We start from the raw sequence: 18744 nt of genomic DNA, 5'->3' as shown, positions 1-18744 counted from the left end.
AAAAAATTATGTGTCGCTGAACTTGAATCATTCCTCAATTGCTATCGTGATTTTTCTTAACTTATTCAGCAAGCCCTTCTTAGCAATTACCAATTACCAATTACTAATTACCAATTAACAAATCGGCCGCTGTCCGGGTTTGACGGCGTGAATGTACTCGCTGCCCGACGTCGGCCATCCCCGCTTATAATAAGCTTCCTCCGGCTTCCCCCAGCCTAACTGCAACAAAATTTCTAGAAAATCCAACTTTTCCCACTTCGAGAGACTGGCCCATTCTGTGCGCTGGGCTATAGCCTCTACGTCAACCGGCTCGATCGATCGAAAATCCTTCCCGCTGTTAATGCTTAAATACAAATCCATCCCGGCAGTTACCTGCTGCCAGAATTCCAACATAGCAATCTTAGCTGCCTTCAGCGTGATCAAATCAACCGGTAGAGCTATTAATTCGTCATCCACTGCCGGATAGCGTAGAGTATTGCCTTTAACCGCGATTTCCCGCCAGACAATCCCAGAAACTTGATGTTCCCGCTGGTATTCGTGCACGGCAGCCTTAAAATTTTGATAAGCAGTGAACTTCTGAACTCCCTCAGATTTGAGAAAGCGGTCAATCACGGGGTTGCCTGTAGCAGGAGTTTCAGTCAAGTTGAGGCGCCGCCCATGCAAGCAGGCTTGGCGCTCTTCTTCGAGGATTTTAATGAGTTCCGCCGTGCTGTAGAGCTTGGACATCTTTATTGAGGCAAAATCAAGATATTGGCTGATATTCGGCTGGTTTTCTCGACTAATCTTCGGTAAAGATAGTTTTGCTGTTCTAGGCAATATTCAGTTTTGCCGTTATTCTAACTTTTCTTGCTGCTTAATTCTAGTTTGATAGTTTACAGGAGTCGAGCCGCGAAATCCCGACCGCCTCTTAAAAAAAGCAGTTAAGAGGGTATCGAATCACGAACTAGAGTGGGAACTGCACCGCCGACGTACCTCGCGGGATTTTTCGCCAAAAACAAAGCCCCCTCCAAGGAGGGGGCAAAACTGATTTAGAGGTTTGGGAGTTTTATTTGATGGGTCGATCGAACAACCCGAAAAAAAAGCAGCATTCGCACCTGCCGTCAACTACCAAAACTCAAATTTTCAGTGTCAAAGCTTAGTAGCGTCGTGAAGAGCGCTCTTTGTCGCCCCAGCCGCCGCCGCCGCCCGACGAGCGTTTGTTGTCTTCGCGAGGTTTGGCTTTGTTGACTTTCAAGTCGCGGCCCATCCACTCAGCACCGTCTAGAGCTGCGATGGCTGCTGCTTCTTCTGCCTCGCTTGCCATTTCCACAAAAGCAAAACCCCGCATCCTGCCTGTTTCCCGGTCCACTGGCACTTGGACGCGGCTTACAGTACCGTACTCGGCAAATACTTCGTTGAGGTCGTCTGATGTTACCTCATATGAAAGATTACCCACGTAAATCGACATAAAATCTCCAGAATCATTAGGGTGCAGAGATTTAGATTCGGAGAGACGCTTGTAAATAAACACCAACAAACTACGCCACCGAATTTAATTCTTGGAAAACCACTATAACATGAAGCCAGCAGAATCAGCAATTGGCTGTCTTGACACTCCCCTGGCTAAAGCCGAGGGGATTCTTGATTCGCAGAATCGACTTGCCGATGCACAATTACTTCAACATCGGTAGCGGTCAATTCTCCACAAGCGTTCGGATCTAATATCCAAGTTCCGACGTGCCCCGTCGTACTCAATCCGCGGCTTAGGATTACTTTAGCTGCGTTGTGATCGCGATCTAATACACATCCACACCGACAAGCGTGAGTTCGCGTTGATAGACTTTTCTTAACAATGGTTCCGCAGCTAGAACATTCTTGACTCGTCCCGTGGGCTGGTACGGCAATTGTAATTCTTCCGAATACTTTACCAAAATATTCCATCCACACTCGAAACATATACCAAGATTCGTCGTTAATTGATTTAGCTAAACAGTGATTCTTCACCATGTTTTTAATTCTCAAGTCTTCGTAGGCTACACAGTCGTTTGACTGGATGACGCATCTTGCTAATTTCACAGCAAAATCTTTGCGCTGTCTACTTATTTTGAGGTGGCGTTTTCCTAGAATCACTCTAGCTTTTTTTCTATTTTCTGAACCCTTGACTCGCTTTGAAACTCGTCTTTGGGCTTTTTTTAACCTGCGTTCTCCTTTGCCCAGAAAGCGCGGATTCTCGACGGCAACACCATTGGAGTCTGTGTAGAACTCTTTTAGCCCCACGTCTAACCCGATGGCGCTGCCTGTGACTTCAATCTTTTGAGATCGGTCAACTTGAATGCAAAACTGGACGTAATATCCATCGGCTCGTTTGACTAAGCGCACTCGCTTAATTTGGCTGCGCTGATAGAAATGTAGGTCGCTAGTTCCTTTTAGTTTGAGTTTTCCGATTCCTTTTTTATCGGTAAAAGTGATAGATTTCCGATCGGTTGCCATCCGCCATCCCGTAGTCTTGTATTCGACCGAGCGGTTGTCTTTCTGAAATTGCGGGAATCCTTTTTTACCAGGAACTTTCTTCTTGCAATTGTCGTAGAATCGGGAGATTGCCGACCACGCTCTTTCTGAGCTAGATTGTCGAGCCATGCTGTTCAAGTCATCACAAAACGTCCATTCTTTAGCTAAAACAGCGCTGTACTTATTTAAGTCATACTTATCGACTTTTTGGTTTTCCATCCAAAAGCGCAATGCTTTGTTACGGATAAATTGTACTGTTCTAATTGCTTCGTCTACAGCGGCAAATTGCTGCTTTTTTCCGTAGGCTTTGAATTCAAAAACTAGCATGACTTCGACCTCATCACGATACTTCTTATACTAACAACATCGGCTTAATATCGTTTGAGGTGCTCACAAAGCTTTACACGTAAGTTTCGTATACTATAAAGTTAGTCGTAAAAACTGGGTTCTAACAAAGGAACTGGGAGGCTAAAGCCTCCTTCTGCCTTTCATCCCCGGACTAAAGTCACGGGGTTTTCATGCTTGATCGTTATAATTTTCAATTTTGGGGGCGATCGGGCAATCGCCAACAGAAAGTATTCGTGATAACTGACATCTTACACTCTTGGCGTCATCCGCTTGGTTTCTTGGTGCGCGATCGACCTGATATCTGAGATTTTTTGTCGCTGTTAGCAGGTTGATTGGGTCGGATTGAGAACAGTGCCTGAGATTCAGTTATAACTGACCTCCGGCACTGTTCTCCCTGGGCCAGCATCCTCCCCCTTCCACCAGAGATAAATGTTTTTAGCCCAGGATTAATCTTCCGAGTCAATCTCCCCTCTTCCATCTCCCGTCTCTCATGGCATCCGATTTAGCGCCAGAGAATGACGGTTCCCAAATAATTATCAAAAGACTTGTTAGTCATATCTACGCGCATTTTATACATATAGACATCAAAGTTCACCCGATATAGAGCGACTTGGCCAGAATTGCCCTTTTGAATTGCGGGTTTTCCTGCATACTGAGGAAAATTACTTGTAATTTTTATTCAAAATAGATTCAATTTTATCTGATAAAATATCCCAGTTGCGACTCTCAATATATTGGAAAAAATTGTCGCAATGACAAAGGAAAAAATTAGGAGTTTAGAGAGCGGAAAAGACAATAGGTGAGGGCTTAGAGACACGAACTGATTTTTAAACAAACAAGATAGTTGATTATCGTGAGTCGCTTATATAAAATATTTTTGGTTGGATTTGTAAGCTAGTTAATTTTGTAGTGACGCTAGCTTTTTAATGAGAACCCAATCTTTAAAATGTCCACCTGCCAAATTTATATATCCTAATTGTTGGGTACTTGGGTGATATTATTTAACAATATTTAACTATGTTTATATCTTCATCTATTAAAGTTGCTAGATTGTCTAGCTTTGCATCAATGCACTAATCCGACCATTTATTGAATAAAATATCAGAAACATTAGCTATTTTTTGCCTCATTTGGCAATAATAAAATCCTAAGTATTTATCTAAAATTTTCCTTTAATTCATTTTTTAAGCTTTTCTGTAGTTTCTATATTTGCTCTTTCTATGAGATGATTATATGCTGGCATTTTTACACTAATTGCATGAATTTGGTTTTCGATTATACCGTATTTAAATGTCTAACAGCTTATGTCCTAGGAAAGATGCGATCGCACTCCTACCTCCCTAGCATTATAAAAGTTGAAAGCCCAGAGTCCACAAAGATTGTCTAGTACAGAGAGAAGCAAGCCTAGACAAACGAGCGTGAAGCAGTTACAGAGGATTTTAAATGGTTATAAACAGTTCGTTGACCCGGCCCTTGGCTGTCGTGACGGGTGCCTCTAACGGTATCGGCTACGAACTCGCCAAACAGTTCGCTCAAAACGGATTCGATCTCCTAGTCACCGCCACCGGAGCGAGCATCAATGAAGCGGCTCAAGCCTTTGAGGGGCTCGGTGCCAAAGTCGAGACAGTGCAGGCAGACCTCGCTACCTACGACGGTGTTGAGACGCTCTACAACCAGATAAAAGCGACTAATCGGCCAGTGGATGCGATCGCAATTAATGCCGGTGTCGGCGTCGGGGGCGACTTTGCCCGCGAGACAGACTTGAAGGACGAACTAAATCTGATTAACCTCAACGTTGTCTCGTCTGTGCATTTGGCTAAACGGGTAGTTAAGGATATGGTCGATCGCGGCCAGGGACGGATTCTATTCACTTCCTCCATTGCCGCCCTAATGCCGGGGCCATTCGAGGCAGTCTACGCGGCATCTAAAGCATTTATACACTCCTTCTCAGAAGGGCTGCGTAACGAGTTAAAGGACACAGGCGTCACCGTTACCGCGCTGATGCCAGGGCCAACGGATACCAACTTCTTCCATCGCGCGGGAATGGACGACACGAAGGCGGGCGCAGACAAGAAAGACGACGCGGCCGAAGTTGCCAAGCAGGGCTTCGAGGCGCTGATGGCGGGTAAGGACGACATTATCGCCGGTTCACTCAAGACAAAGATTCTCGCCAGCGCGAGCAAGGTTTTGCCTGATACCGTCAATGCCGAAATGCACCGCCAGCTTACTGAACCGGGTTCTGCTAACAAATAATTCGTGCCGATCTTACTATTGTTATGTGCAGATTTAAAGAAAGTAAACATCGCAGATAATGGCAAGATTGCAGCCGATAAAAGTGTGTTTACTTCTCCCAGTAGTGACGATTTAGCGAAGTTTTCTCAGGCGTTCATCGATGCCATTATGCAGCATAGGTCTGGGATGGAAACTGAGGGATAAATGGTTCTAGCCTAAGTAATTTAGTACAGCACATTTATGCAAATTCATCATCTCAATTGTGGCTGTATGTGTCCCATTGGAGGGGCACTTTTCGATGGCTTCAGTCGGGGTTTGACGGCTAACCTCGTCTGCCACTGTCTGCTCGTTGAAACGAATCAGGGACTGGTTCTAATTGATACCGGCTTCGGATTGCGGGATATCGAGTCGCCTTACTCTCGGCTCAGCCCGTTTTTCGTGCATTTTAATAACATCCAGTTCGATCGCAAGTACACGGCAATCCATCAAATTGAACAGCTCGGATTTTCACCAAGCGATGTGCGCCATATTGTGCTAACCCACCTCGATTTCGATCATGCCGGTGGTCTAGAGGATTTCCCTGAAGCAACGGTACACGTCATGCAGGCTGAAATAGATGCGGCACAGGATCGGCACGGTTTCATCACAAAAAGGCGCTATCGTCCGGAGCAGTGGGATGAAGTCAAACGGTGGAAATACTATTCGGCGGGTGGCGAACCTTGGTTCGGTTTTGAAGCAGTCCGCGACCTCGACGGGTTGCCGCCGGAAATTTTGCTAATCCCGTTGGTGGGACACACGCGCGGTCATGCTGGCATTGCCATTGATACACCCGATGGCTGGCTCCTGCACGCAGGCGATGCCTATTTCTACCGACACGAGATGGATGCCGCTAACCGACGCTGCACGCCCGGTCTGCGCGCCTACCAATGGATGATGGAGGTCGATCGCAAGGCTCGGTTGCTCAATCAAGGCCGACTGCACGCCTTATCGGTGCAGCATAGTAAAGATGTGCGCGTGTTTTGCAGTCACGATGCTATTGAGTTAAAAGCCTTCGCTGGCGGGTCTAGGAACTCTTAAAACTAGAAATTTCATCATTACTATTGATTAGGCAAAGTAGGCAGTCGGGGAAGTTGCAGCCCGACTGCGCTCTGGATTTTGAGACATCTTAAATTCAAAACTCTTTAGTGCAGCGAAGCGGTGAGTGAGTCCTAGTAGTTTCTTGAAGAAGGCATTTATGAATATCAGCAGACGCAAGTTGTTAAAGGTAACTTCTGCTTCGGGTTTGGTTGCAGCAGGGCTGGCTGCTTCAGAAGGGTTGTTGAAACCCGTGTTAGCTCAAGATGAACTGACTCAAGTAGATGTTAAAAATGAAGTAGCCCAAGCTCAAATCCAAAGTGGCGAGATGAGTTACAGGACACTGGGACGCACCGGAGAGCGAGTGTCTGCCATTGGCTTGGGGGGACACCATATCGGACGGCTTCGAGAGGAGCAAGAAGCTATTAAGCTCATTCGCAGTGCGATCGACCGCGGCATCAATTTCATGGACAATTCCTGGGACTATCACAACGGACGCAGCCACCGCTGGATGGGTGCAGCGCTCAAGGATGGCTACCGACAAAAGGTGTTTCTGATGACCAAAATTGACGGCCGCACCAAGGGCGCTGCGATGATGCAGATTGATGAGTCACTGAAGGCGTTGCAGACCGATCGCATTGACCTGATGCAGCATCACGAAATTATTCGCATAGAAGACCCCGATCGCATTTTTGCTCCCGGCGGGGCTATGGAGGCGGTAGTAGAAGCGCAGAAGGCGGGCAAGATTCGCTACATCGGGTTTACAGGACACAAAGACCCTTTGGTTCACCTGCGAGTGATGGAAATTGCCGCTCAAAACAATTTCCGTTTTGACGCGGTACAGATGCCGCTGAACGTGATGGACGCTCATTTTAGAAGTTTTGAGCAACAAGTTCTGCCGGTGCTGGTGAAGAACCAAATAGGTGTATTGGGGATGAAATCTATGGGCGACCCCTACGTGCTTAGAAGCAATACAGTAAGTCCGATCGAATGTCTCCACTATGCGATGAATCTGCCTACTTCAGTCGTGATTACTGGCATTGATAGTATGCAACTCCTCGATCAAGCGTTTGAGGCGGCTCGCACGTTTAAGCCGATGGATCGAGCACAAGTTGCAGCAATGCTTAATCGCACTCGCGAGGCGGCAGCAAAAGGGCAATACGAACTTTATAAAACTACCAACCAATTTGATAGTACCGCCATGAACCCATCGTGGCTAGGATAAGCAGTTTTGTATTATTCATAAGCCAATCTAAGATGAAGCCGAAATTATTTCTTTAGATAACCCACAAAGGCTAGAGGAGAAGTTGTCTCCGGCTCTTTTGGATTGTTGCTAGGGAGCTAGGTTAAGCAGGTTGGGTGAGCATCTTTAACGCCTGAATGGGTGGATTTTTTTCAAAACACGATAATTTCACAACAATGTCAGGGAAATGGGTAAGGAAACAAAAAGGCGTGCAGTTGTTTTCATGGATAATGTTTCAGCTCACCAAGCGGCTTCGATTGAACCATTGATTCAATCGATCGGCGGTAGTGTTCTTTACCAATCACCTTATTCACCAAATTTTAATTTTATTGAATATTGGTGGTAACAACTCATATCAAATCCGTTAGCATCGGAATAGTAAATTCGAGTTCACTGTTGACGGTTGACTGTTCACGGCGTCAACAGTCAACAGTCAACAGTCAACAGTCAACCGTCAACATCATTCCGGTGTAACCGGAAATGATATCAAAGCTTTTTTACGTAGGTTTTCAACTTGCTCAAGGTTATTTTAACGGATGGAATATCCTTAATTATGAGCTGGATATTCGACCGGATATAGCAATACTAATTGTTTGGGAAATTAGATTTTTTTATTAACCGCAGAGGGCGCAGAGAACGCAGAGGAAGAGAGAAGAGGGAAGTTTTTTTAGTTTTAAGTTAAATAGTTCAAGCTTTACCCCAGCGCAGTATTACGAGGAACAAAGCAATTTCAAAAATCAAAACTATCTGTCAATTTCCCCTTACCACTTTCCTGACATCGCGTCCTTGAGTCTCAATTCTTCTCGACTGACTAGAGCTTCGTAGTAATCGGGTTTGATTTCGAGGGCGACTCCGTAAGAACTAATAGCATCTTGAGTTCGCTGCAATTTTTGCAAAACGTCGCCCCGCTGCGCCCAAGCTTCCCAGTTGTCTGGCTTGAGTTGAATCACTTGGTCAAAAGCGACGAGTGCTTGGGAATAATTCTGCATTTCCCCTAGGATCAGACCTCGCTGTACCCAGCCTTGATAGTTATCCGGCCAGACAGTAATTGCTCGATCGTATGATGCTAGAGCTTGTTCGTACTGCTGCAATTTTGACAAAGCGTTGCCGCGTTGCAACCAAGCTTCAAAATTGTCTGGCACGATTTTTAGTACGCGGTTGTAAGCTGCGACGGCTTCTTCGTAACGCTGCAATTTTTCCAGCGCAGCGCCTTGCTGCAACCCTACTTTTGATGTAATTTCTGCTTCTGAAGTCAGAGAGATTACTTTATCAAAACAGGCGATCGCTTCTTCGTATTGCTGCAATTTTTCCAGAGCTTCGCCTCGCAAGTTCCAAGCTTCTAGAAAATTACCTTCTATTTGTAGAGCATTGCTGTAAGCGATAATTGCCTCTTTGTAGCGTTCCAATCCTGCCAGGGCGATGCCTCTACCCAGCCAAGCTTCGGGAAAATTCGGATTAATTTGAACGGCTTGGTCAAAAGCAGCGATCGCCCCTTCAAAATCTCTCGCTTCTGACAGTGTTTGACCGCGCCCGATCCATGCTTCGGGATAAAAAGAATTAATTTGAATTGCCCGATCAAAACAAGCAATTGCCGCGTCTGCCCGCTGGTGTTTGAGAGCCATTCCTTTATAAAACCAAGCTTCGCAGTCGTTGGGCTGCATTTGCAGTACGCGCTCGTAAGCTGTCACCGCTTCTGCATATTTGTGCAATTTTGCGGAAGCAATGCCCCGATTGAACCAAGCCAGACTATTTTGCGGTTGCAGTTGAATGGCGCGATCGTATGAAGTTACAGCTTCAGCGTAGCGTTCGGCTTTCATCAAAGCCAAACCTCGGTTCAGCCAAGCTTCCCAATTAGTGGGGACGAGTTTCAGCGCGCGCTCGAAAGCGGCCACGGCTTCAGGATAGCGCTCCGCTTGAACCAACACGTTACCTTGCCGATACCACATGGCGGGCAAATTCGGATGAAGTTGGGTTGCTTTTTTGTAACAGGTTGCGGCTGCATCCCACTGCTGCAATTCCTCTAAAACTCGGCCTCGCTGATACCAAGCTTCGTGCTTTTCTGAATTGATTTGAATTGCGGTGTCGAAAGCCGCGATCGCTTCTGAGTGATTTTGCAAACTTAACAGCCCTGTCCCGCGCAGCATCCAAGCCCAGTATTCTTCGGGATTAATTGCTGTAGCTCGATCGGCGCAGGCTACGGTTTCTGCGTAGGAGTGCAGTTGCTTGTAAGCTTTGCCCAGATTCAGCCACGCCCGGGCCCAGTCCGGCTTAATTTGAACCGCTTTTCCGTAGCAAATGACTGCCGCTTCGTACCTTCCTGCGGCGTACAATCTATTGCCCCGATCGTAATCTGGAAATGCTGCAAAAATTCTTAAAATCGGCGGCAGCAGAGCTGGTTGGGGGTTTGAGGAGTTTTCTGTAGCCGAAGTCGAGAGGTCTGGCATACGCCTTTCACATAAAAAATTTAGTGGGATAACAAGCTTGCGGTCTTATATATTAACTTATGCTTTTCTTAATATCGCTGCTGTTTTGAAACAAATTTAGCATATCAGGCTTGGTGCGACAAATCCTTTTTACTTGATTCGAGTAGGTATAAAATTATGCACCCTTCCCACTTTCGGTACACCCCTGTAAGATACGGTCAGTCGATTTTCGATTGTCGATTTTCGATTTTCGATTGACCGAAAGCATCGAGGACACAAGCACATATGCCCTAATTCAGGTTTAAAACCAAATTGAAGATGCTAGAGTTGCACACGCTTTTAGATTTCACTGACTGTCATTGGGAATCGATCAACTCGCACCCGAATTATTGGTACGAAGGCCGTTGTCCTCAAAGCGGGGATCTGGTGAGACTGCCACGTACTCGAATGTCTGAGGATCTCGCCCGGGGTTTGATGCGGTATCTTGCGGCTGACGATTCCTACGATCGCGAAGGGAAGATGTACGGCATATTACTGGTGGAGATGCCTTCGGGGGAACAGGGGATACTCAAAGCATTTTCCGGGCTGCTGAACGGTTGCAGCATTGTTGATGGCTGGGTACCGCCGATTCCGGGACGAGATCGAGTTGCTTATGAGGAAGCCCGCACGTTAACTAAATTGGAGGCGATGAAACAGGAACTTATTGCACTGAATCAACTCCCGCAGCGACAAGAGTATGAAGCCTTATTTCGGGAGTTAGAAGTGCAAATGCAAGTTTTGAGCGATCGCCACCGCAATCGCAAGCTGCAGCGAGATGAAAAACGCCAGTTACTGTGTCAAACTCTCCCAGCACAAACACTAGAAATTGCCCTGGAACAACTAAATCAAGAAAGCCGTTTGGAGAAAATTGAACGCAGGCAATTAAAACGGCAGCGGGATGAAACATTGCAGCCGCTAAAACAATTAATTGAAGCTGCGGATCGGCGGATGCGGGCGCTGAAACAGCAGCGAAAAGAACTTTCCCGCGAACTTCAGACGCAAATGCACGCGGCTTACACTCTGGTGAATTTTTTGGGCAAATCGATCTCGCTCTCCTCATTGATGCCAACTAATTCTATTCCGACTGGCACCGGCGACTGTTGTGCGCCAAAATTGCTCCACTACGCAGCCGTAAACAATCTGAAACCGCTGGCAATGGCTGAGTTTTGGTGGGGGCCGCCATCGGGCGATAAGATACAGGGAGAATTTTATGGTGCTTGTGGCGATCGGTGCCAGCCGTTGATGGGTTTTTTGCTGTCAGGATTGGCTCAAAATCCGATTGTTTCTAATATAAATGAGGGTTGTACGGGCGGGCTAGAATCCCAACCCCTACTCTCCACAAGCAATAATATTTCTTGTGGAACGGGCATCTTGCCCGTTACCAAAATACATATTGTGGACGCAGAACCTCTAGATTTAGGGGCTGTTGAAGCCCGCCCTAAAAACCATAATATTTATTGTGGAACGGGCATCTTGCCCGTTACGCAAATGCTACCGATTATTTATGAAGACAAATGGTTGATAGCGGTTAATAAACCCTCTGGCTTGCTGTCAGTTCCCGGTCGTTATTTGGAAAATCAAGATAGTGTTTTTAGTCGTTTGCGTAACTTGTTACCGGATAGTTTGGATTTGAATGCGGTGCATCGTTTAGATGGGGAAACATCTGGGATTTTGCTATTGGCGCGGGACAAAGGAACTAGCAGTCAACTCAGACAGCAATTTGAAACAAAGCAGGTTCACAAAGTTTATGAAGCGGTGCTTTCCGGTACTGTAAAAATTGAGGCGGGGACGATCGATCTCCCACTTTGGGGCGATCCAGAAAATCGCCCTTACCAGCAAGTCAATTGGGAGTGCGGAAAGCCCAGCGTTACTCGCTTTCAGGTAATGGCGAAAGAGGGAAATTGCGATCGCGTCGAGTTTTTGCCGCTGACGGGACGCACGCATCAATTGAGGGTTCATGCAGCGGATGTTCGAGGGTTGGGGATACCGATTTTGGGCGATCGACTTTACGGATGTCGGGCTGCTGCGAAGCGGCTACACTTGCACGCGCGGGAACTTTCTTTTGAGCATCCGCAGTTGGGAGAAAGGCTATACCTAAAGGCAGAAACACCATTTTGAGCTAAGGGCGGCAACGAGAGATAGTTGAGCAGTAGGAATTACATATATAGACAGCAAATAGTTATTGTTGAGTAATCAAAGCAACCTGAATTATGAGCAAATTTACAGGTTAGCAGCCACCTTAAAACAATCAGAATGCTGGAGAATTGCGTATTAGATGAAGAAAGAGTTTTGGGAAATATATGAAATTCATATTACCGTCAATAGCGCGCATCAAAAGTGAGATGATTCCCTTGGGAATTCTGCACAAGGATGTGTATTTAGTTGTACTAACCAGAGGGTTAGGCTAACCGTCGCTGGATATTTATAGCAATTTAGGTTAAACGAGTCGCAGGTTAGTCAAAGCATTATATACCGAGGCTTGGAGAGAAGCTAGAAGTTCCCAAAATGGGGAAACTTCAGCTTAAGTTGTCACCCATGAGTAGAGCCGGGAACGAGCTACTTATTACTGATTACTTCTTATTTATTTTAGATCGCATTACTCGGAAATCTCTGCTTCAAAACAGGCATTACCGGACAAGGTTTTTGCTCCTGCAAATTCTCCGGTTTGTTCCAAGTAAAAGGCCCTTTTTTCTCCGCCGCCATCCACAGCAAGCTTTTTGCTCGCGTCATCGCCACATACAGCAGGCGAAACTCTTCTGCTGTTTTCAAATAACCTGCTTGTTCCCAGGCTTCGCCTAGATTTGGTAAAGGATATTTTTCGTGCAAACTTGCTCGAATTTGTGCTCTCGCTACCTCTGCTAAAGTGAAATCTCCTAAAAATCGGGCTTGCGGCAAAACTCGCAAATTTCCGGGGATGGTTTGTTCGTGCAGAAACGGCAAAAATACGCAATCCCAATCCAATCCTTTAGCTTTGTGCATGGTAATAATTGTTAGTTGACCTTTGCTGGTATAGCGTTCTTCTATTTTGTCGTCTGCATCCACAGGTTCAAATCTTTCGGAACTGACAATTTCGCTCAGTACATCCAAAATATTCCGCATTGAATTGTTGCCGGCTGTTTGGATTGCTACTCGTTCTGCTAATTTGTCGGCGGTGGCTAATTCTGTTTGGTCGTATTGCAGCGCTAAGGCTAAGAATGAAATGATTTGGTAGGGTGGCAGTTCTAAACTAGCTTGCAGCAAACCGCAGCAAAAATAGCGGCATTTGCGAACGGGGTCTGACTGCTGCGGGTCTAGCGGGCCTGGGTAAAGAAATTGCTCGGGGCTAGTCGCAAAAGCATTGTAGTCTTGTTTGGGGATCAGTTGCCGATCGCTCAAAATCTTTAAGGCTGCTTTCAGGTAGTCTGGAGAGTGCGGGCGATCGAGGAATTGCAGCAGTGTTAAGATTTCCCAAGGTACTTGAGAATGTCTGTCCCGCTCTCCAACATCCTCAATTTTAATCCCGTATTTCCGCAAATCAAAGCTTAATCCGTGTTTTTGAGGATTTTCCAGCACTTCTTTGATAAACTTACCTTGTTTGTTTTCCCGCACCAAGATAGCCATCGATTTCAAATTTTCTAACGGCAATTTGGCGCTATTTTCCCCCTCGCTCGCTTCTACCCCTGAATCGATATCTTTGCCATCCCTGCCAAATTCAAAATCGGCTGGTAAAAATTCCTCTACTAACTCAATTACCCGCTTGCCAATTAACTCAATTGTATGGTAAATATCGCGGGGAGTATGCAATTCTAAGCCTCGACCAATGGGGGCAGAATTGGCATTTTGCTGCGGGTCATCGCTGGGTACTGGCTTAATAGTTTGGTCGCGAAAAGGCTGTTCGGTTCCCGCTAATTTTGAGCTATTTACCCATTGCAACATAAAGTTAGCGGCATCAATAATCACCTGGGTGCTGCGACCTGCACCGTCCATTGTAGCTAGCTTATTCTCTACTTCGCACTCATCACAAAATTTGTTAAAATAAATGGGATCGGCGGGTGTAAAAGTAGAATTAATTGCTTGATTTGGATCGCCCACTCTGATAAAATTTGGTGGTAAGTTAGAATTATCGGGATCGATCGCCAATGTTTTCAAAAGCTTAGTCTGCAAAGGTGTAGAATCCTGCGCTTCGTCCTCGAAAACAGCAAATACTTGCTTTTGCTCGATCGCCCTCGCCCTCGGATTGTCCAACACCCGCAAAGCGGCTAAAATCATCTCGTCGTAATCGATGTATTCCCGACTCCTCAACAAAGCCTGATATTTTTGATATAAACCCCCAGCTACTGCTAAAATCTCATAACCGTCCCCAGTATCAAGAGCGTTCATTTCTAACAACTGTTCGGGAAATAAACCAGAAGATTTCGCCTCGTGAATCACAGTTTTAGCTACCTGCGGCAAAATTTCTGTCCGCAAAACCGATTGTCGCCGCAGCCTCTCCGTTTCCTCTCCGTCGAATTGCTGTCCTTCCAGCAAAACTTGATATCGGCGGGGATTTTCGGCAATCCAAAGTTCTACACAGGTGCGAATTAATCGGTGACTTTGAGTAGGAGTAACTAAGGTTGAATTTTCTAAATTTAAACCAGACAAATCGGGATGGCGCATCGCAATATTCAAAGCTAAACCGTGCAAAGTGTGCACCGCAAAACCGCCTTGAGATAAAGACAATTCTGCCAATCTTTCCCGAATTTTAGCTTTAATATTAGCAGCAGCCGATCGCGTAAATGTCACGACAATTAACTGGCGGCGGCTGTGAAGCCCGTTGCGGGCGATCGCAATTGCCGACGCAGCAGCCATTCCCGTAGACTTCCCGGCCCCTGGAACCGCCGAAACAGCAAGGGGGCCGCCTTGCCAATCCGCCATGTCCTGCTGGCCCGCACGCAAGCTTTCCCGAATTTTAAGGCAAGCTTGTTCTCGCAAAACTGCGGCAAACCCTGATTCTGAAAGCGCTGAGGCTACATCCGGGCGATCGATCTGGGTTGTCGATCGCATAAAATCACTATCAAATTCATCTGTCATGCGATTTTAGATTTTAGATTTTAGATTTTAGATTAGAAAAATATTTGTGGGGTTCAGCCTTTTCAAACGGTATCAGAAACCGAGTTGCTTTAGTTGCGATCGCCTGTGTCCACAACCACACCGTCATTGCGCCGACATTGAGCGACCTGCATCTGCGGTTAAAAATCCCCAAGTATTCAACCTCTACCGTTTCCATTTCGGTATCGGCTAAACTAATGCTATCTATTCGAGCTTAAATTGAAACCACCATAAAATTCAATACCCAAGCCTTTTTTATAGGAGTCATCCAAATGAAAACTCACCTCAAAATCAATTCCCCCCCGCACAAGCCAAACCCAAACCCAGCCAACAACAGCACAACTCGTTTTGCTGTGGCAGTATTCTTAACTTTATCTTCAGCCATTGCTTTGCCTAGCTGCGGAGGAGCTCAAACGTCCAGCAGCGCTCCACCCGGCGCAGGTTCATCCAGCAGCCCTGAAAACCAAGTTGCGGCATCGGCTCCACAATCGGCACCAGCACCCGAGCCAGCAGCCCAAAGGCCAAAAGCTCCTGGTTCATCAAAAAAAGCAGCAGAAACTCCAGCAACCCGTCCCCAACTGATTAAAAAAGCCCAACTCAGTGTAGTTGTCAAATCTATTGACGCCAGCACTAAATCTGTTACTAATATTGTCGAAAAACAGCAAGGCGATATCTTGGGTTTCCAAAATCAAAAGCCGCCGGATTCCAGTGTCCGCCAAACGGCGTCTGTGGAAATTCGCGTGCCTCAAGAACGTTTAGAAACGACTTTAGAGGCTTTGGCAAAACTCGGAACAGTAGAGAACCGTTCTCTGACGGCTGAGGATGTTACCAATCAATTAGTTGACAACGAGGCTAGACTCCGGAACCTCCGCAAATCCGAGGAAATGGTGTTAAAAATTATGGAGCGATCGGGTTCTGTCGGCGACGTGCTCAAAGCTGCTCAGGAGTTGAGCAATATTCGGGAGTCGATCGAACGCATTGACGCTCAGTTAAAAAGTTTGCGAAATCAAGTAGCCTATTCGACTATTAGCTTAACTCTAGAAGCAGCAGTATCGGCTCAACAAACTCCCGAACCTGCTCTAGGTTTGCGGGTGCAGGAAACTTGGGGGAAAGCGACTCATTCGGTGGGTGAATTGACGCTCGGTTTGTTTGCTTTGGGTATTTGGCTGTTGGCTTACAGTCCTTATTTTCTGTTAATTGCGGCGGCGGTTTACGGCTTTAATCGATTTAAGAAACAGCATTCCGATCCGACAACTCCAGAACCGAAACCGCCTCAGTAGTTATTAGTCAGTTGACTGTTGACTGTTGACTGTTGGCTGTTGACTGTTGACTGTTGACTGTTGGCTGTTGACTGTTGGCTGTTGGCTGATAACAACTAACAACTGATACCTAACAACTGACAACTGACAACAACTAACAACTAACCACTAACAACTGACAACTAACCACTAACAACTGACAACTGACTAATCATCAATTTGCCATCCATCTTTGGTATAGTCTTCATCCACAATCTTTTTGGGACGCATCACCAGAACAACTCGCCCCAAAATAGGAATATCTGGGGATTGTTCAAACCAGTACAATTCTAAATTGCCCCCGTTATCGGCGAGGAAATAACTCTCAGCATCCCACTGTCTTTGGGCTCGATCGGCAATAATCAAAACTTCTTCAACTTTGCCTTGCAGCGGTACCGGCAATCGATCGCTCATTTCCAAAACCGCCACCGGATCTTCAGCGTTCAAAATTACCTGCCATCCGGGAATCGCCACCCAAGCTCCGGCTCCGGAAAATTTTACCATTCGGAACGGCTCGATTTCCTCCGGCAAAGGCACTGCCAGCAAATCTCTGGTAGAAAGCGGCAATTTGCCCACAACCGGGACAATCCGGGGCAATTGTTCCTCGGTATCGAGCCTGTAGACGGGCAGGCGGGGCGCTTCCCGTCTCGGAACTACGGTAAAATCAACGAGCAACTGCTCGATTTGTGCCCTAGCGGTTTGGCTGCTAGCTAATTTTAAACCGCGAGCAATTAAGCGCGATCGCTCTTGCAAATCGCTTTTCTGTCTCGCCAATTGCCAGCATTGGTAAGCCATAGCATCGCCGGGAGTGTCTGTGAACCCTTGGGGGAGACTCCCGAAGTGCGAAAACTCCTTGATGGCTTTAGCAACTTGGCGAGCATCGTCAACATCCAAATTGTGGGTTAGCATCAAAGCAGCCGCTCCGGCCCGCTCTACTTGAGAGAGAATCCGAAACTCGTATAAGATATCACTACCTTTTTTCAGGAAGTGCGATCGAACTTCGTCTGAAGCCCCAGCATTGACCATGCTGGTGTAGACTTGGGCTGCGACGCTCACTTGATTTTGCTGAATTGGCTCAAAACCTGTTTCTTCAAAAATCCTTTGAGAGTTGTAGCCAGCTTTTAGCAGTGCAGTGCAGGCCTGTCCCCACTCTACCCAAGTGCCTTCTTTTCGGCGGAGCGATCGAATTAACTTTTCGGCATCCACAGCAGTTGTGGAGGATGCAGATGCAGGAGGGGATGAATCTTGCGGTGTATCAGTCATAATTGAATCAAAAACTAGCGCTAAGTTATGTGTGGTTGGATACTGGCAAGGCTCGTGTCGCGGCAGAGCGATAGATTAATAGTAAGTGAGTTATGAGACTATTGTTACAGAATAGTTGCTCGCCTAAATTTACAAAGGGGAGTTTATCGTATTGTTATGGATAATGCCATTTCAGAGCTAGATCAAATTAAACGCCAGCTCATGACCCTACACAGACCGAAAAAGCCCAAAATGCTGGTAGTAGACGACGAACCAGACAATCTGGATTTACTCTACCGCACTTTCCGACGAGATTTTAACGTGCTCAAAGCTGAGAGCGGAATTCGCGCCTTGGAAGTCCTCGGCATCGAAGGCGAGGTCGCCGTCATCATTTCCGACCAGCGGATGCCCGAAATGAAAGGGACGGAGTTTTTGAGCAAAACCGTGCCCCAGTTTCCGAATACGGTCAGAATTATCTTGACTGGTTTTACGGACATTGAAGACTTGGTGGATGCGATTAACTCAGGACAGGTTTACAAGTATATCACTAAGCCTTGGGACCCGAACGAACTGAAAATGGTGGTGCAAAAGGCGGCCGAGACTTATGAAATTCTCAAGCAGCGGACTGAGGAATTGGATCGCGCCCAAAATCAAATACAACTGTTAGCAACAATCATGCAAACGGCTGTGGATTATCCGAGTTTGGAAGCAAGTTTAGATCCAATTGCTGCTGCTATAAGTGATAATTTTTTGGCGGACTCTTGCATTTTGCAACTGGTGGAAGAAAATGTTTTAATACCAGTCCAAGGCACTCACACCACTGGTTCAACGGTGGAAAATTGGCTGGCAGATGACCCTCTGGTTCGAGAAGCAATTACCTCTCAAACTATTCAGGGTGCTGTGAATATTGGGAACGACACAGCCTTAGCGAGCCTGCCGCACTATCAGAAATCCGGCATTCAAGCTCACCTGACCATCCCGGTGATTCACAAAGGTCGATCGATCGCCCTGATTTCCATGCAGTGGAAGCAGCCTTGTTCCTTGCGCCCAGACGAACTCACAACAGTTCACCTCGCCGCTCAAGAAGTTGCTTTGGTATTGACGAGTTTTCAGGGTCATTAGTCATCAGTCATGAGTCATCAGTCATTAGTCCTTAGTCCTTAGTTGCCTCTAAGTCTTGAGTTTAAAATGATAGCAAACCAATGAGTTTCGACAAAAGCTCAGCGCTCGCTAACAAATAAAAAAGCATTAATGACTGGCGACAGCATGACATGAATGCACGGATTAATTA

Annotated in this window: 14 protein-coding genes; 7 read left to right on the top strand and 7 right to left on the bottom strand. The window is 46.4% G+C overall.

Annotation, left to right across the window (positions count from 1 at the left end):
* Nucleotides 1-114 precede the first annotated feature (114 nt).
* The 3 genes from QUB14_RS13320 to QUB14_RS13310 all read right to left on the bottom strand — a co-directional run bounded on the left by QUB14_RS13320 (nt 115) and on the right by QUB14_RS13310 (nt 2814).
* A complete protein-coding gene (locus QUB14_RS13320; RefSeq protein ID WP_333217419.1) occupies nt 115-726 on the bottom strand; it encodes a hypothetical protein in 612 nt (203 codons plus the stop codon).
* Between the two features lie 409 nt (nt 727-1135).
* Entirely contained in the window at nt 1136-1447 is a 312-nt protein-coding gene (locus QUB14_RS13315) for an RNA-binding protein (protein ID WP_190660670.1), read from the bottom strand.
* Nucleotides 1448-1602: 155 nt separating this feature from the next.
* Complete coding sequence (locus tag QUB14_RS13310) at nt 1603-2814, bottom strand: transposase (RefSeq protein WP_333217420.1); 1212 nt, start codon at nt 2812-2814, stop codon at nt 1603-1605.
* A gap of 1464 nt (nt 2815-4278) precedes the next feature.
* Here QUB14_RS13310 and QUB14_RS13305 point away from each other — a divergent pair.
* The 4 genes from QUB14_RS13305 (at nt 4279) to QUB14_RS28750 (ending at nt 7730) form a co-directional block, all read left to right on the top strand.
* On the top strand, nt 4279-5088 hold the full coding sequence (locus QUB14_RS13305; RefSeq protein WP_333217421.1) for an SDR family NAD(P)-dependent oxidoreductase: 810 nt from the start codon (nt 4279-4281) through the stop codon (nt 5086-5088).
* A 219-nt stretch (nt 5089-5307) separates the two neighbouring features.
* The gene (locus QUB14_RS13300; protein WP_333297212.1) at nt 5308-6144 is read left to right on the top strand and encodes an MBL fold metallo-hydrolase; all 837 of its coding nucleotides are present in this window, start codon (nt 5308-5310) and stop codon (nt 6142-6144) included.
* A gap of 157 nt (nt 6145-6301) precedes the next feature.
* Entirely contained in the window at nt 6302-7366 is a 1065-nt protein-coding gene (locus QUB14_RS13295) for an aldo/keto reductase (protein WP_333217422.1), read from the top strand.
* 205 nt (nt 7367-7571) lie between these two features.
* Nucleotides 7572-7730, top strand: a complete 159-nt coding sequence (locus QUB14_RS28750) for a transposase (RefSeq protein WP_445243743.1) — start codon at nt 7572-7574, stop codon at nt 7728-7730.
* A gap of 415 nt (nt 7731-8145) precedes the next feature.
* On the opposite strand, the gene QUB14_RS13290 is transcribed toward QUB14_RS28750, so the two are convergent.
* Entirely contained in the window at nt 8146-9828 is a 1683-nt protein-coding gene (locus QUB14_RS13290; protein ID WP_333217423.1) for a tetratricopeptide repeat protein, read from the bottom strand.
* 297 nt (nt 9829-10125) lie between these two features.
* On the opposite strand from QUB14_RS13290, the gene QUB14_RS13285 reads away from it, so the two are divergent.
* Nucleotides 10126-11964, top strand: a complete 1839-nt coding sequence (locus tag QUB14_RS13285; protein ID WP_333217424.1) for a pseudouridine synthase — start codon at nt 10126-10128, stop codon at nt 11962-11964.
* Between the two features lie 468 nt (nt 11965-12432).
* Here QUB14_RS13285 and QUB14_RS13280 read toward each other — a convergent pair whose 3' ends face one another.
* Nucleotides 12433-14895, bottom strand: coding sequence for an ATP-dependent helicase (locus QUB14_RS13280; protein WP_333217425.1), 2463 nt, complete (start codon nt 14893-14895; stop codon nt 12433-12435).
* Between the two features lie 13 nt (nt 14896-14908).
* On the bottom strand, nt 14909-15091 hold the full coding sequence (locus QUB14_RS13275; RefSeq protein WP_333217426.1) for a hypothetical protein: 183 nt from the start codon (nt 15089-15091) through the stop codon (nt 14909-14911).
* Between the two features lie 94 nt (nt 15092-15185).
* On the opposite strand from QUB14_RS13275, the gene QUB14_RS13270 reads away from it, so the two are divergent.
* Nucleotides 15186-16193 carry a DUF4349 domain-containing protein gene (locus tag QUB14_RS13270; RefSeq protein ID WP_333217427.1) on the top strand — a complete coding sequence of 336 codons (1008 nt, stop codon included), beginning with the start codon at nt 15186-15188 and terminating at the stop codon, nt 16191-16193.
* 186 nt (nt 16194-16379) lie between these two features.
* Here the strand turns inward: QUB14_RS13270 and QUB14_RS13265 are convergent, their stop codons facing one another.
* Nucleotides 16380-17474: a RuBisCO accumulation factor 1 gene (locus QUB14_RS13265; RefSeq protein ID WP_333217428.1), complete on the bottom strand. Its 1095-nt coding sequence runs from the start codon at nt 17472-17474 to the stop codon at nt 16380-16382.
* A gap of 156 nt (nt 17475-17630) precedes the next feature.
* On the opposite strand from QUB14_RS13265, the gene QUB14_RS13260 reads away from it, so the two are divergent.
* Nucleotides 17631-18575 carry a response regulator gene (locus tag QUB14_RS13260; RefSeq protein WP_333217429.1) on the top strand — a complete coding sequence of 315 codons (945 nt, stop codon included), beginning with the start codon at nt 17631-17633 and terminating at the stop codon, nt 18573-18575.
* The last annotated feature ends 169 nt before the right edge of the window (nt 18576-18744 follow it).

The sequence above is a fragment of the Microcoleus sp. B3-D2 genome, from assembly GCF_036705345.1.
Lineage (GTDB): Bacteria > Cyanobacteriota > Cyanobacteriia > Cyanobacteriales > Microcoleaceae > Microcoleus.
Note: the sequence above shows the minus strand (reverse complement) of the source record. Positions and strands in the feature narration are given on the sequence as shown.

Coding starts and splice junctions, on each gene's coding strand:
- QUB14_RS13320 (WP_333217419.1), bottom strand. CDS start 726: ATGTCCAAGCTCTACAGCACGGCGGAACTCATTAAAATCCTCGAAGAA.
- QUB14_RS13315 (WP_190660670.1), bottom strand. CDS start 1,447: ATGTCGATTTACGTGGGTAATCTTTCATATGAGGTAACATCAGACGAC.
- QUB14_RS13310 (WP_333217420.1), bottom strand. CDS start 2,814: ATGCTAGTTTTTGAATTCAAAGCCTACGGAAAAAAGCAGCAATTTGCC.
- QUB14_RS13305 (WP_333217421.1), top strand. CDS start 4,279: ATGGTTATAAACAGTTCGTTGACCCGGCCCTTGGCTGTCGTGACGGGT.
- QUB14_RS13300 (WP_333297212.1), top strand. CDS start 5,308: ATGCAAATTCATCATCTCAATTGTGGCTGTATGTGTCCCATTGGAGGG.
- QUB14_RS13295 (WP_333217422.1), top strand. CDS start 6,302: ATGAATATCAGCAGACGCAAGTTGTTAAAGGTAACTTCTGCTTCGGGT.
- QUB14_RS28750 (WP_445243743.1), top strand. CDS start 7,572: ATGGGTAAGGAAACAAAAAGGCGTGCAGTTGTTTTCATGGATAATGTT.
- QUB14_RS13290 (WP_333217423.1), bottom strand. CDS start 9,828: ATGCCAGACCTCTCGACTTCGGCTACAGAAAACTCCTCAAACCCCCAA.
- QUB14_RS13285 (WP_333217424.1), top strand. CDS start 10,126: ATGCTAGAGTTGCACACGCTTTTAGATTTCACTGACTGTCATTGGGAA.
- QUB14_RS13280 (WP_333217425.1), bottom strand. CDS start 14,895: ATGACAGATGAATTTGATAGTGATTTTATGCGATCGACAACCCAGATC.
- QUB14_RS13275 (WP_333217426.1), bottom strand. CDS start 15,091: ATGGAAACGGTAGAGGTTGAATACTTGGGGATTTTTAACCGCAGATGC.
- QUB14_RS13270 (WP_333217427.1), top strand. CDS start 15,186: ATGAAAACTCACCTCAAAATCAATTCCCCCCCGCACAAGCCAAACCCA.
- QUB14_RS13265 (WP_333217428.1), bottom strand. CDS start 17,474: ATGACTGATACACCGCAAGATTCATCCCCTCCTGCATCTGCATCCTCC.
- QUB14_RS13260 (WP_333217429.1), top strand. CDS start 17,631: ATGGATAATGCCATTTCAGAGCTAGATCAAATTAAACGCCAGCTCATG.